The 21,334-nt window shown below is 55.5% G+C and carries 16 protein-coding genes, 2 tRNA genes and 1 pseudogene; 15 read left to right on the top strand and 4 right to left on the bottom strand.

Annotated elements, in window-relative coordinates:
• Positions 1 to 20: 20 nt before the first annotated feature.
• The gene (gene glgC / locus QN062_RS02355) at positions 21 to 1,265 is read right to left on the bottom strand and encodes a glucose-1-phosphate adenylyltransferase (RefSeq protein ID WP_369342015.1); all 1,245 of its coding nucleotides are present in this window, start codon (positions 1,263 to 1,265) and stop codon (positions 21 to 23) included.
• A gap of 288 nt (positions 1,266 to 1,553) precedes the next feature.
• Here glgC and QN062_RS02350 point away from each other — a divergent pair, with 288 nt between their 5' ends.
• The gene (locus tag QN062_RS02350; protein ID WP_369342014.1) at positions 1,554 to 2,828 is read left to right on the top strand and encodes a uracil-xanthine permease family protein; all 1,275 of its coding nucleotides are present in this window, start codon (positions 1,554 to 1,556) and stop codon (positions 2,826 to 2,828) included.
• A gap of 300 nt (positions 2,829 to 3,128) precedes the next feature.
• On the opposite strand, the gene QN062_RS02345 is transcribed toward QN062_RS02350, so the two are convergent.
• Both QN062_RS02345 and QN062_RS02340 read right to left on the bottom strand, forming a co-directional pair.
• The gene (locus tag QN062_RS02345; RefSeq protein ID WP_369342013.1) at positions 3,129 to 3,992 is read right to left on the bottom strand and encodes a TrmH family RNA methyltransferase; all 864 of its coding nucleotides are present in this window, start codon (positions 3,990 to 3,992) and stop codon (positions 3,129 to 3,131) included.
• A 263-nt stretch (positions 3,993 to 4,255) separates the two neighbouring features.
• Positions 4,256 to 4,343 (bottom strand) — tRNA-Leu (locus QN062_RS02340).
• 159 nt (positions 4,344 to 4,502) lie between these two features.
• Between QN062_RS02340 and QN062_RS02335 the strand changes: the two genes are divergently transcribed.
• From QN062_RS02335 to era, 6 genes and pseudogenes are all read left to right on the top strand, one after another.
• Entirely contained in the window at positions 4,503 to 5,300 is a 798-nt protein-coding gene (locus QN062_RS02335; protein WP_369342012.1) for a 16S rRNA (uracil(1498)-N(3))-methyltransferase, read from the top strand.
• Between the two features lie 149 nt (positions 5,301 to 5,449).
• The gene (locus QN062_RS02330) at positions 5,450 to 5,788 is read left to right on the top strand and encodes a histidine triad nucleotide-binding protein (protein ID WP_369342011.1); all 339 of its coding nucleotides are present in this window, start codon (positions 5,450 to 5,452) and stop codon (positions 5,786 to 5,788) included.
• 37 nt (positions 5,789 to 5,825) lie between these two features.
• Entirely contained in the window at positions 5,826 to 7,052 is a 1,227-nt protein-coding gene (locus QN062_RS02325; protein WP_369342010.1) for a PhoH family protein, read from the top strand.
• A pseudogene (gene ybeY, locus QN062_RS02320) lies at positions 7,049 to 7,528 on the top strand (rRNA maturation RNase YbeY); the annotation flags it as partial. The gene QN062_RS02325 and the pseudogene ybeY, both read left to right, overlap by 4 nt.
• 92 nt (positions 7,529 to 7,620) lie before the next feature.
• The gene (locus QN062_RS02315) at positions 7,621 to 9,126 is read left to right on the top strand and encodes a hemolysin family protein (RefSeq protein WP_369342009.1); all 1,506 of its coding nucleotides are present in this window, start codon (positions 7,621 to 7,623) and stop codon (positions 9,124 to 9,126) included.
• On the top strand, positions 9,104 to 10,117 hold the full coding sequence (era, locus tag QN062_RS02310) for a GTPase Era (RefSeq protein ID WP_369342008.1): 1,014 nt from the start codon (positions 9,104 to 9,106) through the stop codon (positions 10,115 to 10,117). Before QN062_RS02315 ends, era begins: the two co-directional genes overlap by 23 nt.
• 362 nt (positions 10,118 to 10,479) lie before the next feature.
• Here era and QN062_RS02305 read toward each other — a convergent pair whose 3' ends face one another.
• Positions 10,480 to 12,516 carry an AMP-dependent synthetase/ligase gene (locus QN062_RS02305; protein WP_394854677.1) on the bottom strand — a complete coding sequence of 679 codons (2,037 nt, stop codon included), beginning with the start codon at positions 12,514 to 12,516 and terminating at the stop codon, positions 10,480 to 10,482.
• Positions 12,517 to 12,665: 149 nt separating this feature from the next.
• Here QN062_RS02305 and QN062_RS02300 point away from each other — a divergent pair, with 149 nt between their 5' ends.
• From QN062_RS02300 to QN062_RS02265, 8 genes are all read left to right on the top strand, one after another.
• The gene (locus tag QN062_RS02300; RefSeq protein ID WP_369342007.1) at positions 12,666 to 13,859 is read left to right on the top strand and encodes an NAD(P) transhydrogenase subunit alpha; all 1,194 of its coding nucleotides are present in this window, start codon (positions 12,666 to 12,668) and stop codon (positions 13,857 to 13,859) included.
• Positions 13,852 to 14,214, top strand: a complete 363-nt coding sequence (locus tag QN062_RS02295; RefSeq protein ID WP_369342006.1) for an NAD(P) transhydrogenase subunit alpha — start codon at positions 13,852 to 13,854, stop codon at positions 14,212 to 14,214. Before QN062_RS02300 ends, QN062_RS02295 begins: the two co-directional genes overlap by 8 nt.
• Entirely contained in the window at positions 14,214 to 15,620 is a 1,407-nt protein-coding gene (locus QN062_RS02290) for an NAD(P)(+) transhydrogenase (Re/Si-specific) subunit beta (protein WP_369342005.1), read from the top strand. Before QN062_RS02295 ends, QN062_RS02290 begins: the two co-directional genes overlap by 1 nt.
• 313 nt (positions 15,621 to 15,933) lie before the next feature.
• Positions 15,934 to 16,572, top strand: a complete 639-nt coding sequence (locus tag QN062_RS02285; protein WP_369342004.1) for a 50S ribosomal protein L25/general stress protein Ctc — start codon at positions 15,934 to 15,936, stop codon at positions 16,570 to 16,572.
• A 348-nt stretch (positions 16,573 to 16,920) separates the two neighbouring features.
• A complete protein-coding gene (locus tag QN062_RS02280) occupies positions 16,921 to 18,048 on the top strand; it encodes a branched-chain amino acid aminotransferase (RefSeq protein ID WP_369342003.1) in 1,128 nt (375 codons plus the stop codon).
• 257 nt (positions 18,049 to 18,305) lie between these two features.
• A tRNA-Ala gene (locus QN062_RS02275) sits at positions 18,306 to 18,378 on the top strand.
• Between the two features lie 617 nt (positions 18,379 to 18,995).
• The gene (locus QN062_RS02270; RefSeq protein WP_369342002.1) at positions 18,996 to 19,550 is read left to right on the top strand and encodes a hypothetical protein; all 555 of its coding nucleotides are present in this window, start codon (positions 18,996 to 18,998) and stop codon (positions 19,548 to 19,550) included.
• Between the two features lie 446 nt (positions 19,551 to 19,996).
• Positions 19,997 to 21,283 carry a hypothetical protein gene (locus QN062_RS02265; protein ID WP_369342001.1) on the top strand — a complete coding sequence of 429 codons (1,287 nt, stop codon included), beginning with the start codon at positions 19,997 to 19,999 and terminating at the stop codon, positions 21,281 to 21,283.
• Positions 21,284 to 21,334: the final 51 nt, after the last annotated feature.

Here is a 21,334-nt window from a genome sequence, read left to right as displayed (position 1 = left end):
CGGTGTCTAAGCCAGGCGTCTCAGTCCTCTACGATCGTGCCCTTCGGAACGACGGTGATGCCTTCTGGCGATACGGTGAAGCCGCGCTCCAGATCGTGCTGGGTATCGATTCCTACCGTTGCATTTTCCTTCAGTACGACGTTCTTGTCGAGAATCGCCTTGTAGACGCGCGCGCGACGGTTGATCGTGACGCTGTCGAACAGGATCGAGTCGATGACCTGTGCCCATGAATGAATGCGGACGTTTGGTGAGATGACGGAATGATGGACCTCGCCTCCAGAAACGATGACTCCCGGAGAGACTATGGAATCGGTCGCATGACCGAGTCTGTCTTGGCCGGAATGCACGAACTTGGCTGGGGGCAGCGATCCCGAATCCGTATAGATCGGCCAATCGGTGTTATATAGGTTGAAGTCCGGAACGTAGGCGATGAGATCCATGTGTGCGTCATAGAACTGCTTGATCGTTCCGACGTCTCTCCAATACGCATGATCCTGCTTGGTCGCGCCGGGAACCTCGTTCTCGTTGAAATCATAGACCCCAGCCTGGCTCTTGGCCGCGAAGAATGGCGCGATGTCACCGCCCATGTCATGCTTGGTGTCTTCCATCTTCTCGTCGATGGCGAGGGCGTCGAAGAGGGCATCGGTGTTGGCGACGTAGTTTCCCATCGAGGCGAGTATCGTGTTTGGATCGTTGGGCAAGCCATCGGTGTGATCAGGCTTCTCCTGGAAATTCTGAATCATGTTGTGATGATGCGGATCCACCTGTATGACGCCGAATTGGTTGGATGACGCCGCCGGCTGACGTATTCCCGCGACGGTGAATTCGGCACCGGATTCGATGTGCTGGCGTACCATCTGTTCGAAGTCCATGCGATACACGTGGTCGGCACCAACGATGACCACGATGTCAGGCTTGACATCCTCGATGATGTTGATGGTCTGATAGATTGCATCCGCAGAGCCTAGATACCAATGCTTGCCAAGTCTCTGCTGGGCTGGAACAGGGGAGACGTAGCTTCCGAGCAAGGGGGAGAACCGCCACATCCTCGAGATATGTCTATCGAGCGAATGCGACTTGTACTGGGTGAGCACCACGATCTGACGGTAATCGGAATTGACGAGATTGCTCAGAGGAAAGTCGATAAGTCGAAAAACGCCGCCGAAGGGAACTGCTGGTTTAGCACGGTCTCTGGTAAGCGGCATCAGGCGGGTTCCTTCGCCGCCTGCCAAAACTATGGACAGTATCTTAGGATTCTTGGACATGTCTGCCATCCTTTCCTCGGCTGTAACGTATGGCGGACTTCCGCCGCGTTGCATATAGCGCACCATCACGCTCAAGTCACATCACCATCATTGCATAGACTCCAGCTTTTAGGTGAATATTTTTTCCGGCGAGTCATAATTTGTTCAAGTGTTTAGCTGCCGTTTATCTCGCGGATTTCTGTGTCCTACGTCTCATTGCCTGAGTTCGTCACATCGCGCGTCACATTCTAGGGCTACCCTATGCTAAGCGCATTGTGATTGGCACATGCACGGGAGAAAGAGAAGACAATGGCATTGTTGGTCAATTGGAAGCTACATGGGGATGGCAAGACCCTTGCACCGGGCGAGGTCGTCGAACCCGACGAACGACTGACCTGGAGCAGAACCGCAGGCATCGGGGCTCAGCACGTCATTGCAATGTTCGGAGCCACCTTCCTCGTTCCGATCCTCACAGGATTCGATCCTTCGACGACGCTGTTCTTCACTGCAATCGCCACGGCATTGTTCCTGCTCATCAATCAAAATCGGCTGCCAAGCTATCTTGGCAGCTCTTTTGGTTTCATAGCCCCTATAGCTGCGGTGACTTCGGCCCACAAGGGCCTGGCAGTCGCGAGCTTCGGCATTCTCATAACCGGAATTCTGCTGGCCTTGGTCGGTGTCATCGTTCACTTTGCAGGAGCCAAGTGGATCGATGCGCTGATGCCTCCCGTCGTCAATGGTGCGGTGGTCGCCATCATTGGCTTCAACCTCGCGCCATCGGCCTGGGCGAACTTCAAGACATTCCCGGTCACGGCGTGCGTGACCCTGCTCGCAGTGGTTCTGATCGCGGTCCTGTTCAAGGGAATGATAGGAAGGCTGAACATCTTGCTCGGCGTCATCGTCGGATACGCGTTCGCAGCGTCCCAGCATCAGATCAAATGGGATAGCATCAGGGATGCGGCGTGGTTCGGACTTCCACAATTCCATACTCCGAAACCAGATATGAGCATCGTGGTCATGTTCATTCCCGTTGTATTGATTCTCATCGCCGAGAACATCGGCCATGTGAAGTCAGTCGCACTGATGACTGGCAGAAACTATGACGGCCAGATCGGCTCTGCACTCTTCTCCGATGGCATCGGCACGATTCTTGCCGGATTGGGCGGCGGCTCTGGAACGACCACATACGCTGAGAACATCGGTGTCATGGCAGCGACCAAGGTCTATTCGACGGCAGCGTACTGGTGCGCGGCGATTTTCGCGTTCGTTCTCTCGCTGTGCCCAAAGTTCGGGGCGGTCATCAATTCCATTCCAACAGGGGTCCTCGGCGGTGTAACGACCCTGCTCTATGGCATGATCGGCATGCTCGGCGTTCGGATCTGGGTTGAGAACAAGGTGGAGTTCAGCAAGCCGATCAATGTCATGGTCGCTGCGATAACCATGATCATTGGCATAGCGAACTTCTCCTTCACCTTCTCGGGCATCAGCTTCAACGGCATCGCAATAGGTTCCATCGCCGTGCTTGTTCTGTACCACGGTCTCACTGCGATAGGGAAGGCGACCGGCACCACCTATGACAAGTAAGGATTAGGTGACGCGGCGCGGTTTCGTAGGCGTTCATCGCGTTCCCGTGACAGACAGGGCTTGCTCCTCGGCTGATTCATGGCTTTGCTGTCATGCTGGGGAGCGGGCCCTTTCCTATTTTTCTGATTGAGCGGTCCGAATAGGCGTGAAAAGGACGAGATACCGAGTTTTGCGGCAATTCCCAAGTATCAACGTCGAAGAATGGCGAAACTGGGGTGTCAATATCAACGAAAATGGCCTTTGATACTTGGGAATTGCCGCAAAACTCGGTATCTCACTCACGGAAACGAACGCGGGCAGCTATTTCCGCGTCGCCCAGAAGGCGACCGCGCTCGAGGCCGCGACATTGAGGCTGTCCACGCCCCCGCTCATCGGAATCTTCACGGTCATGTCGCTTTCGGCAATCGTGCGATGGGATAGCCCGTCGCCTTCGGTGCCGAATATCAATGCGAGCCGCGCAATGTGACGAGGCGAATCGGATGGTGACGACAGTCGTCCCACAAGTTCATCCAGAGAGATCGAATCATCTGACAGAGCCATGGAAGCCGTCGTGAAGCCCAGCTTTCGCAATTCCGCCATGCCATCGCCAGGCCAGCGTTCGCCTTCTCTATCGCAGATCCGAGTCCATGGAACTTGAAAGACAGTGCCCATGGATACACGCGCTGCCCTGCGATAGAGCGGATCCCCGCACGAGGGAGTGACCAGGACGGCATCCACGTTCAGTGCAGCCGCGGAACGCATCAGAGCACCCACATTGGTGTGATCGACTATGTTTTCCAAGATGGCTATGCGCGAGGCATCGGCGCAGATATCCTCGACTGTCGGCAGCGTCCATCGATGCATGGCGCTCAACGCACCGCGGTGCAGCCGATATCCGGTTATTCTCTTCAGCAGCTCAGGCTTGGCCACGAACACGGGAATGTCTTTGCCCCATCGAGCGTCCACTTCGGCAAAGGTGTCTGCCATGCCCTCTATCCAAGGCTCCTCGACAAGGAAGGACAGTGGTCTGACACCCGCTGCAAGCGCACGCACGATGACCTTTTCGGATTCTGCGATGAACAGACCCTTGGACGGCTCCAAGCGATTCCTTAGCTGCAATTCGGTAAGATGCGTGTATGCGGTGACGCGGTCGTCGTCAAGGTCCATAAGTGTGATGAACTGCAATCGAATCGCCCTCCCGACATGCCCTTTGACCACAACAACCATTCGTCCCCAGGCGGGTTGCGACAGGGAAGTGAATCCATGGTCAGCGTCCTCTGACCGATGTTCCATCCAACAGGCACAGCCCACATATGAAGGCCAGCTCCTTGCAGCCGATTCAGCAATCTCACCGATTCGGCGCCTTCGATGTGTCCGCAACGGGCCATCGCCAAAAATAAAAGGGAGAACGTGCCCCACACAGCAGTATGGGTACGACTCCCTGATCGTGTCCGGAGCGGGACTTGAACCCGCACGCCCGTTTAAAATAGGCACTAGCACCTCAAGCTAGCGCGTCTACCATTCCGCCACCCGGACAAGGTTGCAAAAAGACAACGGATAAAACTATAACACCATTCTTGGATTTCCGTATCAATCATTCGCGTTTGCCTCAGAAATGGCCTTATTCCAAGGAAATATCGCTTATGTCCATCACGGTGAATGGTGTGTCGCACACCTCGCGCTACTCTTGTCCGCATGACCGACCCACTCTTTCTTTTCGATCCGAACAGCGACGACGTACCCCTGAACTGCGACGAGGCGCATGCAGGTTGGAAATTGACTCTGCCACAAGGCGTTCGGCGTCATGCGCTCCAATCCATGCGTCTGAATGCCGGGGACACCCTGCAACTTTCGGATGGCCATGGCCTGCGGATTCATGCGGCGATAGACGATGCGAATGCCGGGTTGGTGGAGATCCTTTCCGTTGGAAAAGAGCCACGGCCGATAACCCGCATAGGTCTTATCCAGGCGCTTGCGAAAACAGGACACGATGAGCAGGCGATCGACATGGCAACGCAGCTCGGCGTCGACGTGGTGATCCCTTGGAAGGCTCAGCGCTCAATCGCCAAGTGGAAGCAGGGAAGAACGGAGCGTAAATGGCATAACGTGCTCGTCGGGGCAACCGAGCAGTCGCGCAGATCATGGCTTCCAGAGCTCGCCGACCCAGCTGACGACGACGATGTGGCAGCCATATGCAAGCGTGCCTGCGTTCATGGGGATATCGTCATAGTGCTTCATCAGGATGCGACCACGGCATGGTCGCATGTGCGGGAATCCATTGCCGCACTCGCCGATGCGAGTCTTCAGGATGGACGGACGCGTACGGTCTATGTCATCGTCGGGCCCGAGGGAGGCATCAGCGATGGGGAAGTGCGCTCCTTCGGCGCATCGGGTGCATACTCGTGCATTCTCGGAAGCAACATACTGCGTGCGTCCCTGGCAGGCCCGGCATCGATTGCATTGCTGAGCGAGATGCTTGGCCGGTTTGCCTGATGAGGCATCAGGAATGCCTGCTCCAGGAGCCATTGCATGCCTGACGGTGCTTGTCGCGTCTTTTCTTCTCGCACGGCAATTTATCCGAATAAGGCAATACGATGGGATACGTCAACGGTTGCGATAGTTCAAGCTTCGGAGGAGATCAGATGAGCGACGTAGGTGACTGCCTGTTTTGCAAGATCATTGCCGGTGAGATTCCGAGCAAGAAGGTATATGAGGATGACTCCACATACGCCTTCGCCGATATACAGCCCAAGGCGAAGGTGCACGTGCTCATAGTCCCGAAACGACATTATGCGACAGTTGCCGAACTCGCACAGAACGATCCTGCGGAGCTCTCGCACATCGTCGGCGTCGCGAAGTCGATAGCCGATGACGCGTTCCATGGCGCATATCGCCTTGTTTTCAACACGGGCGAGGATGCAGGTCAGAGCGTCTTTCATGTCCATGCCCACGTGCTTACCGGAGAGGTTCTTGCGGAGTAGAATCTTCGTAAGCGTGTTTTTGAAGAGAAAGGGTTCTGTGGCTACCACTACTCGTACCATCACCATTCCCACCGAATTGAATCCGGTGAATGTTCTGGGACCGGTCGATGAGGTTATCAGAGAGGTGGAGCGTGCCTTCCCCGATCTGACCATCATCGTTCGTGGCAATCGCATAGCGATCATGTCCACGACCAAGGGCACTGAACGAGATGCGCAGAAGGCCCAGGATGTCATCGAGACGATCGTCAGGGCCGCGTATACGGCTCCCATGGATGCCGACACGGTGCGCAGAATGCTCGAAAGGAACGGCCTGCGAAGGCAGGGAACGCTGAATCTTGGCGAGAGGGGATCGCAGAGAGGCATGCAGAAGTCGATGCAGAAGTCATTGCAGAAGGGCAATTCCGCATCATTCGGCGGATCGTCGATTGCTTCGAACGCTGCCATGAGGTCGGCTTCGCTGCAGGAGCGCGAAGGCCATAAGGGTGACCTTCCCGGCGTGATAACCTTCGCCCTGGGAGTTCCGGTTCGTGCCAAGACCGCGGGCCAGATAGACTACGTGAATGCGATGAACACGCATACCATCACCTTTGCCATTGGCCCCGCTGGCACTGGCAAGACCTATCTCGCCGTCGCAAAGGCGGTGCGGGCCTTCCAGAACAAGGAGATCCGCAAGATCATCCTCACCAGGCCGGCTGTCGAGGCAGGCGAGAATCTCGGCTTTCTGCCGGGCACCCTGAACGAGAAGGTCGATCCATATCTTCGACCTCTCTATGACGCGCTTTCCGACATGCTCGGCGCTGATCAGATGAAGCATTACATGGACGATGGAACCATCGAGGTCGCGCCCTTGGCATATATGCGTGGCCGCACATTGAACGATGCCTTCGTGATTCTTGACGAGGCTCAGAATACGACCGCCCAGCAGATGAAGATGTTCCTCACCAGGCTGGGTTTCAACACCACGATGGTGATAACCGGTGACATCACGCAGGTGGATCTGACGGTTCCCAATTCTGGCCTGGCTGGAATCGAACGAATCCTCACTGGCATTCAAGACATCGCATTCATCCATCTGGATGCCACCGACGTGGTTCGTCACCGGCTTGTGGCGAAGATCGTCCAGGCCTACGAACAGGCATCCGGCAAGGCAATCTCCAGACATGACGGCACAAAGGCATCGTATGCGGGCGCGAATTCGGACGCGAGAAATTCCGGAGCCTCAGACCGACGGTCGGCAGGGAAGCGAGCGGGGGATGACTCATGAGCGTTGAGGTGACGAATGAGACCTCCTGGGGCATCGAGCCCAAGGTTTTCTCCGACTTGGGAATATGGGTTCTGAGTCAGATGCGTGTGAGTGTGGATTGCGATGTTGCCGTTCTGTTTTGCGAACCGGACGCCATATCTGACCTGCATGAGCGTTGGATGGACCTGAAGGGTCCTACGGATGTGATGAGCTTCCCGATGGACGAGCTGCGCCCAGGGGATGGCAAGGCGGCTGCGGACGGGATTCTTGGAGACATCGTCATCTGTCCGGATGTGGCCGCGCAGCAGGCTTCGGCCGCGGGCCATTCCACGATGCAGGAAATGATGCTCCTCGCCATTCATGGCATGCTGCATCTGTTGGGATACGATCATGTCGGAAAGGAGCAGGAGCACGAGATGTTCGGGCTTCAGCGTCAGCTGCTGCTCACCTTCCTCGCCCAGCGACAGGGCATCGAGCCACCTGCGGTCGCCCCTTCCGATCGCATGGCTGTCTCTGTCGATCGGCATTACGAAGTGAATGCTCCCAGTCGGGAGAAATCCGGAGGATCCGGGAGCGTGGAGCGTTGACGATGAACGTTGATTCGATTGTTGTGATAGTCCTCATGGCAGCCGTCGCCGTGGTCTTCATATGGGTCTCATTGGTCATGGCGGCCACTGAGGGCGCAATGTCGAGAGTTACGCGCGCGAGTCTGAACAATCTGATGCTCGAGATTCAGACTGATTCGGAGCTTGGGCAGTTCTCTAGGATGAAGAGGATAGACCGCGTGCAGCGAGTCCAGAGGCTTTTATCCGACAGATTCGCGACCGCCGGTGCCTGCGCATTCTTCAGAGTCATGTGCAATGTTCTCGACGGCCTTCTCATCGCCGTGATAATGCGCGTTCTCGATGCCCCGCTCTGGTCGCAGCTCGTTTCGGGAGTCGTTGCGGCGCTGATCATCGCAACCCTCTCCGTGCTTCTGAGGCCAAGGGTCGCCGGGGCGAAAAAGCCACTTGACATCATGCTCAAGCATGCGACGATAACCACCATCGCCTCTCTGGTGACGCCCTTCTCACACGCCAACGGCTTCGCTCAGGGCAAGCGGCGCAATCGTGACCTGACGCTTTCGGACGAGGAGGAACTCGACAAGATCCAGCTTGAACAGGGACGTGCAATGATCGACCGCATGGTCGAGGCAAACGATTTCGACCCTGAGGTATCGGAAATGCTGAGAAACGTGCTGATGCTCTCCGATACGCTTACCCGCGAGATCATGGTTCCGCGCACCGACATGATCTGCATCGAGCAGGATGCGACCTTGGGCATGGCCATGAAGCTCTTCTCCCGCTCGGGATTCTCACGGATACCCGTCATCGGCGAGGATGTCGACGACCTGGTCGGCATGGCATATCTGAAGGACGTCGTCAGGGCAGTCGCCTTTAATCCCGCCGCCGAATCGCGCGACATAGCTTCGATATGCCGTACCCCGATGCTTGTCCCTGAATCCAAGGCGGTCGACGACCTCTTCCATCACATGCAGCAGACACGCCAGCACATTGCCGTCGTGATCGACGAATATGGCGGAATCGCAGGTTTGGTGACCATCGAGGATGCAATCGAACAGATTGTCGGCGAACTCGAGGACGAACACGATCGGACGCAGCACTCGCAGCCGGAGCAGATTGACGAACATGCGTGGAAGCTCCCTGCCAGAACTCCTATCGCCGATTTGGAAGAGTTGTTTGAGATAGACATTGACGAGGACGACGTTGACACGGTCTATGGTCTGCTGACGAAGATCCTCGGAAGAGTCCCGATTGTCGGTGCGACTGCGGTCACCATGGGATTGCGTCTGACTGCTGTCGACTCCGCGGGACGACGCAAGAAGGTGTCGACGATACTGGTCGAACCCGCAACCGAACCAAGTCACGCGGACCGGGCGAATGCCGACGGTTCCGACGATGCCGATGGTGCAGACAGTGCCGACGGTGCAGACGCATCGTCGCAGACTCGGCAAGCAATCAGTCCAACGGACGACAGCCATGACGAAGAGCAGAATCACGCAAGGAGATCCGATGACGGAGCAGCAGACGAATGAGGGCACAGCCTTGGAAGAGAAGGAATCCCAAGCGTATCGTTCGGGATTCGTCGCCGTCGTCGGAAGGCCCAACGTTGGCAAGTCAACGCTTATCAACGCATTGATCGGCAAGCAGATAGCGATCGCGTCCTCAAGGCCAGAGACCACTCGAAAGGCGATTCGTGGCATTCTGACACTGCCACACGCCCAGCTCGTCCTAGTTGATACGCCTGGCATCCATAAGCCCCGTACGCTTCTTGGCCAGCGGCTGAATGACGTGGTCGATGAATCGCTGAGCGATGTCGACGTCGCAGCCTTCGTTCTGCCAGCAGACCAAGAGATAGGACCAGGGGACAGGCGTATTCTGCAAAAGCTTCAAGAACAGTATGCCCGGGGTTCGCATGGCGACAGCGCAGACATCGAATGGAAGATTCCCGTCATTGCCGTGGTCACGAAAATCGACATGCTTGACAAGGAGCAGCTTGTCGCGAAGATGATAGAGATCCAGCAGTTCGCGAACTTTGCCGAGCTCGTTCCGATCAGTGCCAAGGATGGCGACAATGTGGACGAACTTCGCGATGTGCTGGTCGATGCCACGCCGGTTGGGCCTCAGATGTACCCTGCCGATCAGATAAGCGAGGAATCGCCCGAGGACACGATTGCGGAGCTGGTGCGTGGGGCGTTCCTCGAGGAATTGAACGATGAGCTTCCACATTCCCTTGCGGTAACCGTCGATTCGATCGTCTATCCCGATGAGGAATTCAGTCTTGAGATCGATGGCTCCCAGCTAGCACAGGGCAAGGTAACGGTTCATGTCTCGCTGTTCGTCGAGCGCAATTCGCAGAAGCCGATCATCATCGGGCATCATGCAGAGCATCTGGTGCATGTCAAGAAACGTCTGAGAACCCCTGTGAACCGTATCATCGGTGCAAAGTCGCAGTTGGACCTGCATGTCAAGGTCGCCAAGGATTGGCAATCCAATCCCAAGCAGTTGCAGCGCTTGGGATTCTGAGGGACTGAGACGTCATCGGCTGGTCTCGGCGCATATGACTGAAGGAGCGCGTGCCCATGCAATCAATGCCTGGGCACGCGCCCGTTTTCACGCAACCATAGCCGAGTCTCTCGCTTATATGACCGAGCGCCTATGACGCCCGAGTGCCTATGACGATCGGACGTATATGACGACTGGGCTCTTATGACGACTGGGCTCTTATAACGACCGAGAATTCAAGTTTTTGGCACTTGTCTGAGTAGAGAAGCCGTTTTTTGGTTCTACACCGTACGCGAATTCGCCAATCTGGGGCGATTATATCCAGGCAAGTGCCAAAAACTTGCATGCTCGCGGCGATTCAGGGTCGGATGACCCCGAATCCACTATCGGCGGGGCACATACATCTGCGTATTCAGCAGATTCGCATAGCGGGTGATGACCTTGGGACGAATGACCTTCATCGAGGCTGTCAGCAATCCATTCTCCTGCGTGAACGCCTCGGGGAGAATGATGAATTTTCTCACGGATTCCGCTCTGGAAACACCTTCGTTCGCCTCGTCGACGTACTGCTGAATCTCTGCGCGTACGACTGCGTTGTTCGCCGCTTCGTGCGGAGTCATTGGCTTGAGGCCCCTGGCTTCGAGCCAAGGTCCCAAGGTTTCGCCGTCGAGTGTGATCAAAGCCGAGATGAATGGGCGCTTGTCTCCCAAGACGAGGGCGTTCTCGACGATTTCGGATCGCTGGATGACCTCTTCGATAGGTCCGGGAGAAACATTCTTGCCACCCGCAGTGATGATCAGGTCCTTCTTTCGTCCGGTGATGAAAAGGAAGCCGTCATCCGAAAGCCTGCCCAGATCGCCAGTGGCATACCATCCATCCTCGGTGAACGATTCCGCCGTCGTCTCACCATTCTTGTGGTATCGGTCGAAAACGCTGGTTCCTGCAATTTGGATCTCACCACTTTCGGAAATTCGAATCGAGAATCCTGGGAATGCAATGCCGACCGAACCTTCATGGAATGGAGTTCCGAGAGGGCTGAAGGCGCAAGGGGCGGTTGTTTCCGTGAGACCGTATCCTTCATAGACGGGAACCTTCGCGCCTCTGAAGAAACTGAGCAGGGACGGGTCCAAGGGGGCCCCTCCCGACACGATCCAGCGCGCGCGTCCTCCCAAAGCCTGACGAAGCGAGCTGTATACAAGAGGGTCAAAGGCCTGGCGCTTGCTGGTGACGATAGGACCTGCCTTGCCCTTTTCGGATACCTCAGACATGTAATCCTGAGCTGCCACGACGGCCGATGCAAAGACCATGCCCTTCACACCATGTCCGGCCTTTTGGGAGGCGGCGTTGTAGACCTTCTCGAAGACTCGGGGAACGCCGATCATCACCGTCGGCCTGGCTACTTGCAGATCGGCGATGAGACTCTTGATTCCTTCTGCTATGTAGATCTGGATTGAGCTGTAGGCGCATGCGTAGTTGATGGCTCGTGCGAACGAATGTGCCTGAGGCAGGAAGAGCAGGACCGACCCCTTGGGATCCTGCAACAGGTCGGGAATGTATTCGCGTAGGTTGTGCGCAAGCGTGCAATAGTGCTCGTGCGTCATTTCCACGCCTTTGGGAGCTGCGGTCGATCCTGACGTATAGACCACCGAGCAGAGGTCCTTCGTCGATATGGAAGCTATGCGCTCATCGAGCTCGGCGTCGCTGACGACCTTGCCATATGCCTGCATCTCTTCGAGGGCGCCGTTCTCGAGACAAGCGATGCGCTTCAGCGATGGGCAGTCATCGATGGCGCCGTCCGCCTTCTCGCGCATGTCCCGGGTCTCCACAATCAGGCTCGTCGCATCGGAATTGTTGACGATATAGCGTATCTGCTCGGCCGAGTCGGTGTCATATACGGTTGCGATGACGCCACCGATCGAAACCACTGCCGCGTCGACGACATTCCACTGATAGCTGGTGTGGCACATGAAGGCGATCGCATCGCCCTTCTTCAGACCGGAGTGGAGAAGTCCCTTTGCCGCGGAACGAATGTCCTCAAGCATGTCATTCGCGGTGCGTGTCACCCATTCGCCGTTGGATTTGAAATGATACATGGGTTCGTCTCCCATGCGCTCCGCCCTGTCTCTGTAAATGTCATACAGAGTCATGCTTTCGGGAATCTTGCCGGCATCTGCGGTGGATGTTGTGAGCAGTCCTGAACGTTCATCCATGAACGTGGTGGTGGGATATCCATTGGACCACTCGTGGACGCTCGGGAGCTGACGGGCGTGTCCGTCATCCTGCGTGGATGGTTCGGAGTCGCCGCTTGCATCGGATGGCATGACTTCTTCGTCGATGTCGTCATCGTGATAGCGGCCTAGGGTTGCTGCACGTTTCGCTGTTGAGATCAGATACGACTTGGCTGAATTGAACAATCCCATTTTTCTCCTTTAATTCGTACCAATAAAGACTATCCTGTGGAGGGGAGAATGCAATTGGCTGAGGGTGAGCCTGTGTCTCCCGCAGCTTATACACTCTATCTAGATTCGAAGGTGTCGGATTCTCAACAAAGTAGTGAGAAGGGATGCAAATGGTTCAGCAAGAGCATGGCCCTGTTACGTATGGGGTCATCAAGGAATCAAATCAGCAGGAATCAAGAGTCGCGCTGACCCCTGAAATCGTTTCCAGACTGAAGAAGTCGAATATCTCATGCGTTATCGAACAAGGTGCGGGTGAGGCTTCGCAGTTCTCGGACGATCAATATGACAGGGCTGGTGCGTCTGTCGTGAGTCGAGCAGACGTCTTTCACCAGGCGGATGTCTTCGGTTTCATAAATCGCCCCACGGACGAAGATCTGGCAGCATTGCCCAGCCATGCATGGATAGTTGGCATGCTCGGCTCGTTCACCAATCAGGAATACGTCAGCAGACTGGATCAGGCGGGCCTTACGGCTCTTGCGATGGAAAAGTTGCCACGTCAGCTGAGTTCCGCTCAGTCGATGGATGAGATGACCTCGCAGAATTCCGTGATGGGATACAAGGCGGCTCTGCTTGCTGCCGATAGCTATGGCTCTTTCTTCCCCATGATGACAACCGCCGCAGGAACGATCCGACCTGCGAAGGTGCTCATACTCGGTGCTGGAATCGCTGGTTTGCAGGCCATCGGCACGGCAAAGCGACTCGGTGCCATCGTCACGGGCTATGATGTGCGCCCGGCTTCGCGCCAGGAAGTCGAATCGTTGGGAGCAAAGTTCCTCGATCTCGGCCTGGACTTCTCACAGGGCCAGGGGGAGGGTGGCTATGCGCGCCAGCTCTCCAAGGAGGAGCAGTCTCAGCAGCAGGCCGCCGTCGATGCGAAGGCTGCCGGATTCGATGTCGTCATCACGACGGCGAAGGTTCCAGGCCGACGCCCTCCAGTCCTGCTGACCAAGAATGGTGTGCTGGGACTTCATCGCGGCGCGGTCATCGTCGATTGCGCAGCCAGCGATCTCGGTGGCAACGTTGAGGGCTCGAAGCCCGGCAGAACGGTGACCGACAATGGCGTCACGATTTTCGGAGTTCCCGATCTTGCCAGTGGCGTCGCGACCACCGCATCGAATCTTGCGGCAAGGAATCTGGCGGACGTGGTCTCGCACTTCGTGACTCCGGAAGGTCTGAGCTTCGATCTCTCCCAGGAGCTTGACGATGCCCTGGTCGTCGCAGGTCGCAACGTCCCATCGTCAGGTCAGAACGTGTCAGACCCAGATGCTTCAGATCACAAGGAAGGAGATGGTGGCAATGAGTGAGCTTGTTACACCAATCACGCTGTTCGTTCTTGCATTGCTCATAGGGGTCGAGGTCATCGGCAAGGTTCCGGCGACCCTGCACACCCCGCTGATGAGCGGTGCGAATTCCATCCATGGCATCGTAATCGTGGGCGTCATCATCGTCGCCTCGCAGGCGCATACGCCCCTTGCCTATGTCTTCATATTCCTGGCAGCTGTCTTGGGAACGATGAACGTCGTCGGTGGCTATGTCGTGACCGACCGCATGCTCGAGATGTTCAAGTCAGCGAAGACTTCAAGGAAGTCGAAGTCAGAAAAGGCCGAGACGGCGGCTGATGCCGCTCAAACGGGCAAGACCGACCAGGGGGCAAAGTGATGAGCACGATTGATGTTGTTGCTTCATACGTGTATCTATTGTCTGCAGTGCTTTTCGTCGTTGGATTGCACTTCATGAACTCGCCCAAGACGGCGAGAAGGGGTAATCAGATTTCCGCCGTCGGCATGGTGATCGCGGTGGTCATGGCCTTCGTTCGTTTCTTCGTCACCGGCTTCCTTTCCAGCGCTGCGCTCATCGTTCTGATTGCAGGCATCGTGGTCGGAGCCATCGCAGGATTGTATTCGGCGAAGAAAGTCAAGATGACCGACATGCCCCAGCTGGTCTCGGTGTTCAATACGGTCGGCGGCGGCGCGGCGGCCCTTGTCGCCTTGAACGACATTCTGACCTCCGAAAAGCTTCCTACACTGGTCGTATTGATCACTGCCGGTCTGGGCATCGTCATCGGTTCCATCACCTTCACCGGTTCGCTGGTCGCAGCGGGCAAGCTTCAAGGCATACTTCCCGGCAAGCCCATATCCTTGCCGATGAAGGATGTGTGGATGGTGCTTTCGATACTCCTGACCATCGCATCGTTCGTGCTGCTTGTCGCTGACGAGCCTCACCGGATGCTGTGGAGTCTGCTCACCACACTGTCCGCCTTGCTGTACGGTCTTTTGTTCGTGCTTCCCATCGGCGGCGCGGACATGCCCGTGGTGATCTCGGTCTTGAATGCCTGCACAGGCACGGCAGTCGCCATGAGCGGCCTTGCCATTGATAACGTGGCGCTCATCGTTGCAGGCGCACTTGTCGGCGCGGCAGGCGTGACCCTTTCGGTCTTGATGGCGCAGGCCATGAACCGTCCTTTGACAAGCGTCCTGGTCGGTGGTTTCGGAGGTTCCGATGTCGCTGCGGTCGGGGACGGACCAGAAGGTTCGATGAAGGAAACCACTGCTGACGATGTCGCAGTGCAGCTGGTCTATGCCCAGAAGGTCATCTTCGTGCCAGGATTCGGTCTGGCACAGGCGCAGGCGCAGCGTGAGCTCGCCGATCTCGGCGATTTGCTGAAGAACCGTGGCATCGATGTGAGCTATGCGATTCATCCAGTTGCAGGGCGCATGCCTGGCCATATGAACGTTTTGCTCGCGGAGGCGAACGTTCCCTATGAGGAGCTGGTAGACCTCGATGACATCAATCCACAGTTCCCTGCAGCCTCTATCTCCCTGGTCGTCGGTGCGAACGATGTCACCAACCCCGCAGCCCGCAGACCGGGCACTCCGGTTTCAGGAATGCCGATTCTGGACGTCGACAAATCCGAGCACGTCGTCGTCATCAAGCGCGGTCGAGGCAAAGGCTACGCCGGCATTGAGAACGAGCTGTATTTCAACGACAACACCCAGATGCTCTTCGGCGATGCAAAGAAGGAATTGCAGGCGATTATCGCCTCCGTGAAGGAGCTGATCCAGTAATAAACGATTCACCATATCCGGGAATTCAAGTTTTTGGCACTTCCCGAAGTATCAGGACTGTTTTTTGGCTTGCTGTCGTTCGGAATCTCGACGCATTCTTGCCACGATACTTCGCGAAGTGCCAAAAACTTGCATCAAGGGTGACGGTCATGCAAAAGATTGCCGAAAGTGTGCTAAAGTTGCACCCGTTGCTTTGGCGAGGGATATGCAAAACTGCACATCCGTGATCGACTCGGCGTCTGATAGCCTGTTTCTTGGCTTGTCATGCGGTGTGTCGATGCGCCGAACGAATGACATAACAGAGGAGAAACACATGGCAAACACAGTTAAGCTCGAAGGCACGGTTCGTGACCAGTTCGGCAAGGGCGCTGCCCGTCGTATGCGCGTCGCAAATCAGATTCCTGCAACGATCTATGCAGGTGGAGCTGAACCGACCTTCATCAAGCTCCCGTTGAAGGAAACCACGAACGCTCTTCGCCGCACCAACGCGCTGTTTGAGATTGGCTATGGCGAAGGCAAGAAGATGGCCGTCGTCAAGGACATTCAGCGCAATCCCGTGAAGCGCCGCGTCGAGCATATCGACTTCTTCGAGGTCCGTGCAGGCGAGAAGGTCGTCGTCGAGGTTCCAGTCTTCGTCGAAGGCGTGACCAAGGGTGCTGCGGTTGCATTCGTCGACATGCAGAACCTTGAGGTTCGCGCGGATGTCACCAACCTTCCCGAGCGAATCGTCATCAGTGTCGAGGGTCTTGGCGATGGCGACAAGGTCGCTGCCAAGGATGTCGAGCTGCCAGAAGGCTCTGAGCTCGTCATCGACGATCCTGAGGATTCAGTCGTGACGGTCGAGATTCCTAAGGAAGAGTCGCTTGAGCCTCAGCTTGATACGACCGCTCCTGCCGACGCCACTGCCGATGCCGCTCCCGCCGATGATGCGGCTGCTGCTTCCGCTGAGTAGCTTCTAGGGCTGCATCGCCTCATCGTCGCTTGTAGCTTCGCTGTCGCTTGTCGTTACACTGTCACGGCGCTGTCACGTCGGTGATGCACGCGTTTCCGCGATGCGGCTCTTTGATGCAGAGGCGTTCGAATCAACGATTCGACTTGTTTGAAATCAATGAACATGCGGTTTCACATATTCAGGTAATATGTGAAACCGCATTTTTCATAATGTGATATGGAACACACAGCGGTCGCAGCACTGTGACATAGTGCTCTGTAAGGCGAGAGGCCCAAGGTTTCTTGTTCTCGGATAAAGGAGTTGCTGCAGAAATGCGTCTGCAGCATAAATTAAGAAGAAGCATACAGTATGACACAGCAATCACATCATGATCGGCAAGCGTTGAATAAACTCACCGAGCCATTCACTGTTTTGCAGAATTCAAATCCTGCAACAGATGCCAAGCGTCAGGAATTGATTGACAAGCCTGCTTTCGGTCAGGTTTTCTCTGACAATATGACTCACATGAGCTGGACCAAGGGGGAGGGCTGGTCTGATCGTCGCATCGAGGCCTATGCGCCCCTGAAGATGGAGCCAGGCGCTTCCGTTCTGCATTATGCCCAGGAGGTTTTCGAAGGCCTCAAGGCATATCATCATGACGATGATTCTGTCTGGCTGTTCCGCCCGGACGCAAACGCCGAGCGCTTCCAGAACTCAGCAAAGCGTCTGTATCTGCCGGAGCTTTCCAAGGATGACTTCCTGGGTTCCGTCGCAGCGCTGGTGAAGAAGGATTACCAGTGGGTTCCGACCCGTCGCGAATACACCCTGTATATGCGCCCGTTCATGTTCGCTTCCGAGGCGTTCCTCGGCGTACGCGCACCGGAGGAAGTCGATTACTGCGTGATCGCCTCGCCATCCGGCCCATACTTCCCTGGCGGCGTCAAGCCAGTGAGCATCTGGGTCGAAGACAAGTGGTTCCGCACCGGCCCTGGCGGCACGGGCTTCGCAAAGTGTGGCGGCAACTACGCAGCTTCGCTGCTTGGTGAATATCGCGGCCTCGAAAACGGTTGCGAGCAGGTCTGCTTCGTCGATGCAGCCACCAAGACATACCTTGAGGAACTCGGTGGCATGAACATGTTCGCTGTCCACAAGGATGGCCACATGGAGACCCCAAGCCTGACGGGCAGCATCCTTCCGGGCATCACACGCAAGTCCATCATCCAGCTCGCACAGGATCATGGTCAGGACGTCGTCGAAACCATGATCAAGCTCGATGACCTGCTCGAAGACATCAAGTCCGGCGAAGTGACCGAGGTCTTTGCCTGCGGCACCGCTGCAATCATCACGCCAATCGGCCGCTTCAAGTCCGAGAAGTTCGACGTGACCGTCGGTGAGGGTGGAACGGGCAAGACGACCCTGGACCTTCGCAACGAGCTCCTTGGCATCCAGCTTGGTGAGGTAGAGGATAAGCATAACTGGATGTGGCGCGTTCTCTAAATCTGCATAGGGCTGATATCGTCGTCGGTTTCACTTCTGATCGCTGGCCTGGCCTGTGATCTTCACAGGCAAGGCCAGCATGGTCCGATTATGCTTTGCATGGCGACTTGGAAGCATGAGAAGCATGAGAACACGGGCACAGATGAACTTGGCGACCTGGCAGCTTGGCTCCATATGTGTTCCATGATGTTCGTAAGCTCAACACACAGTTTGCATGTATCTTTCGCATGGTGTAACCTATCAAAGGTTCGTTTTTTGGGGCTATGGCGCAGCTGGTAGCGCATCTCCATGGCATGGAGAGGGTCAGGGGTTCGAATCCCCTTAGCTCCACGGATAAAACTCTGAATCGTTGGATTTCCAATGATTCAGCGTTTTTGCTTTACCGGTCGTGATTGATTTTCCGAGTCTGGCCAGCGCCCAATTATCATCTTGAGATTTCCGATGTTTCTGCACAAATTCGGCTGACATCAACGCTGAAGAGCCATCTTTGTGCCGAGTTTTCAAGTTTTTGGCACTTGCCGAAGTATAACCCCCAAGAATTGGCACCAGACCGTATCCAGTTTCAACGTTTCCAGGCGTTTATACTTCGGCAAGTGCCAAAAACTTGAAAACTGATCTTGAATGCTTCTCCGACGCACTGGAAAAGCCTCGCTTCAAGCTCTGTCTCTGATAAAACCGCTATTTTCGCTGAGTGGGCACCGGATCGGACACCTGCGCGGACACCTAGCCAGGCACCTAACGTGACGCACCTAGCCCAGAATCTAACCTAGCAAATGCTGCCACAGTTGCACCCCGCGCCACCGCTTGTATTCACCTTCCGATAGCTTATCCATGGAGATGTTGGGACATTGCCGTTTGTGGGGCGCCAAGCCGCGCTCCCGCACCATCGGCATTAGCGGCATCAGCAGTATCAGGGGCGCCAGCGGCACCAACGGAAGAGTGAAACGATGACACATATAACCAGCGAACGTGCAGCCATGTACCTTGAAATGATGGAACGAACGCTCTGGAAGGATATCAATCTAGACGGTGTCTTTTGCCTCAAAACCTTCGCGTCTGATGACTATGATCGTTCCTACGACATCTATCAGAAGAATCACCGCGACCCGGACAAGCTCCTTACAGTCATCCTGATCATCGATGACACGTACTTCACTGTTTCCATCAAGCATCAGGATTCTATAATCTTCACCGACGGCGGTGAGATCTTCGATGAATACAGTTTCTTCGATGATTACATCGATAAGCTCTGCAAGAGGGTCAATGAGCTCCTTCTGGAATATCCCTTGGAGGATCTGCCACAGGCCGACATTGACCTGATACACGAAGATATCAGGACAAACACATCGTTATATGGGATGAGAGTATCAGACGAGGAGCTTCGACAGAGGAAGCTGAGGGAGGTCTCCCGAGAAAAGGAGCATCAGCAGGTACTTGCATATTACCGAACCTTGCCATGGTATCGTCAGCTGCTTCTTTTCATCCAAGGCAAGATGTTCTAGCGTCCCCTGGAAGGGAATGCACAAGCTCGTTCTGTCACAGATTCAGGTGACAGACTCGGTTGACTGTCATAGATGACAAGTTCAAACACCAATCTCGACAAGCAGCATAACGAAACTACCAGCGCAGGATTGTGGGCAATCAATCCTCGTGCATCTCTTTGCGCCGGCGCCATGCGGCCCTGCAACCATGCGCATGAAGTGACGAATCCAGCTTCTCTCAGCGAGAACATAGCGTGACGATTTCACATAATCAATACTATGTGTACAATAAAGCATTGTAAGTATAAAAAAACATACCTAGTCTTTAATATTGTCGCGGTGTCGCTTCCTTGGAAACGGTACGGTGTTGCCTTTGAAGAATCACGGGGGGGGGGGGCAGTTTCCTCGCCCTCCTTTCGATTTGAGCCTATTAGGGACGGTGGTATCTACATCACTGGGAGAGACTTGTGATTCACTTAGAAAGCTCCGAGTCTAATCGGAAGAAAAGAAAGATAATACTCCTTGCCTTCTTAGGCACGATTCTGCTGATGATTGCCGCGCTCTGGGCCTTCTTCACGGATTTCAACACCGGCTATCACACGGTAACCGCCGGTTCGCTCGATATCAAGCAAAGTTTCGCCTTGTATCACAACGATGTGCTCGTCGGCAAGAATATTGCCAAAAACGATCCTTTGGATTCCAACGGTGGTGGTGCGGATACCAGCAGCGATCCGTATGTGGATGGAACCATATCTGCAGGAGATCTGACCGATAAGTCAGTCTCGCCAGACGATGGCGACGCCGATGGCATCATCGAGAACTTCAACCCGGGAGATACAGTAACACTCAAGGTCAAAGTTCAGAACTATGGAACGAAGTCGCTCTGGCTTCGTCCGTCGCTACGTCTGACCGGTGCGGCCATCGATCCTGATCACGATGGCACCCACGATGAAACTGGTGCGACAGATTACGAGGAATACAACGACAATTTCGTCATCTATGAGCAGGTGTCGCGCTTGAACTATGGCGAAGCGCAGACTGCAACTGGTATTCTCAGCAAGCCCGATGTCTGGAATATTTCGGGCAATGGTTATTCAGGCGCCAGCAGCCTCAGCGCAGAAGGTACACTGGCTGCTGCGGCCAGTTCGAATGCCGGCCGTGCGCTCACCGGTGTTGCGGGTGTCGCCTCTCCTGCTGGTACGGGGTTCACACCTTATTCGGAGAATAGCAACAACCCTTATGATCCGGCTGCTGCGCCGCAGACCGCTGCGACTGTCTGGAATGCGCTTCGATATACCTCCAACCGTCTGTTCATTCTTGACGGGCAGAATGCCAAGGCGGGAGCGTTGTCAAATCCTGCCGATTCAACCAGCTACTACGGTACGGATTCGGGTAACGACACGAGGTCGACGGGTAACGCTCAGGATAACGAGTATGAAGGAACAGCCGGAACCTCACATGCGACTGCTTCGACGGACGTAGTGCTCTCGAGCGGAAACAACATATTCATGGGCACGCACACCATCGAATACACCTACACCATCTACTTCAAGCCAACGGCGTTGAACGAAATGCAGGGCACCAACCTTTCGGTCGGCTACCTCCTTGAGGCGGTTCAGTATCGCAACAACGGCACTGGTCCAACCGATATCCGCATTAAGAGCGGCACTGACACAGCGGCTGCCAGCACGACCAACACCGTCTGGAATTCAGTCGACGGTTGGCGTGACGTGGTTCGTCTCGAGAACGAGTGATCGTCTGATTCTCGAATCGTAGACACGCCACCTGAGTTGAACCAAGTTGCC

Source organism: Bifidobacterium sp. WK012_4_13 (assembly GCF_041080835.1).
GTDB lineage: Bacteria > Actinomycetota > Actinomycetes > Actinomycetales > Bifidobacteriaceae > Bombiscardovia > Bombiscardovia fermentum.
The sequence above is the reverse complement of the archived record's forward strand: the minus strand, read 5'-3'. Positions and strand labels throughout refer to the sequence as shown.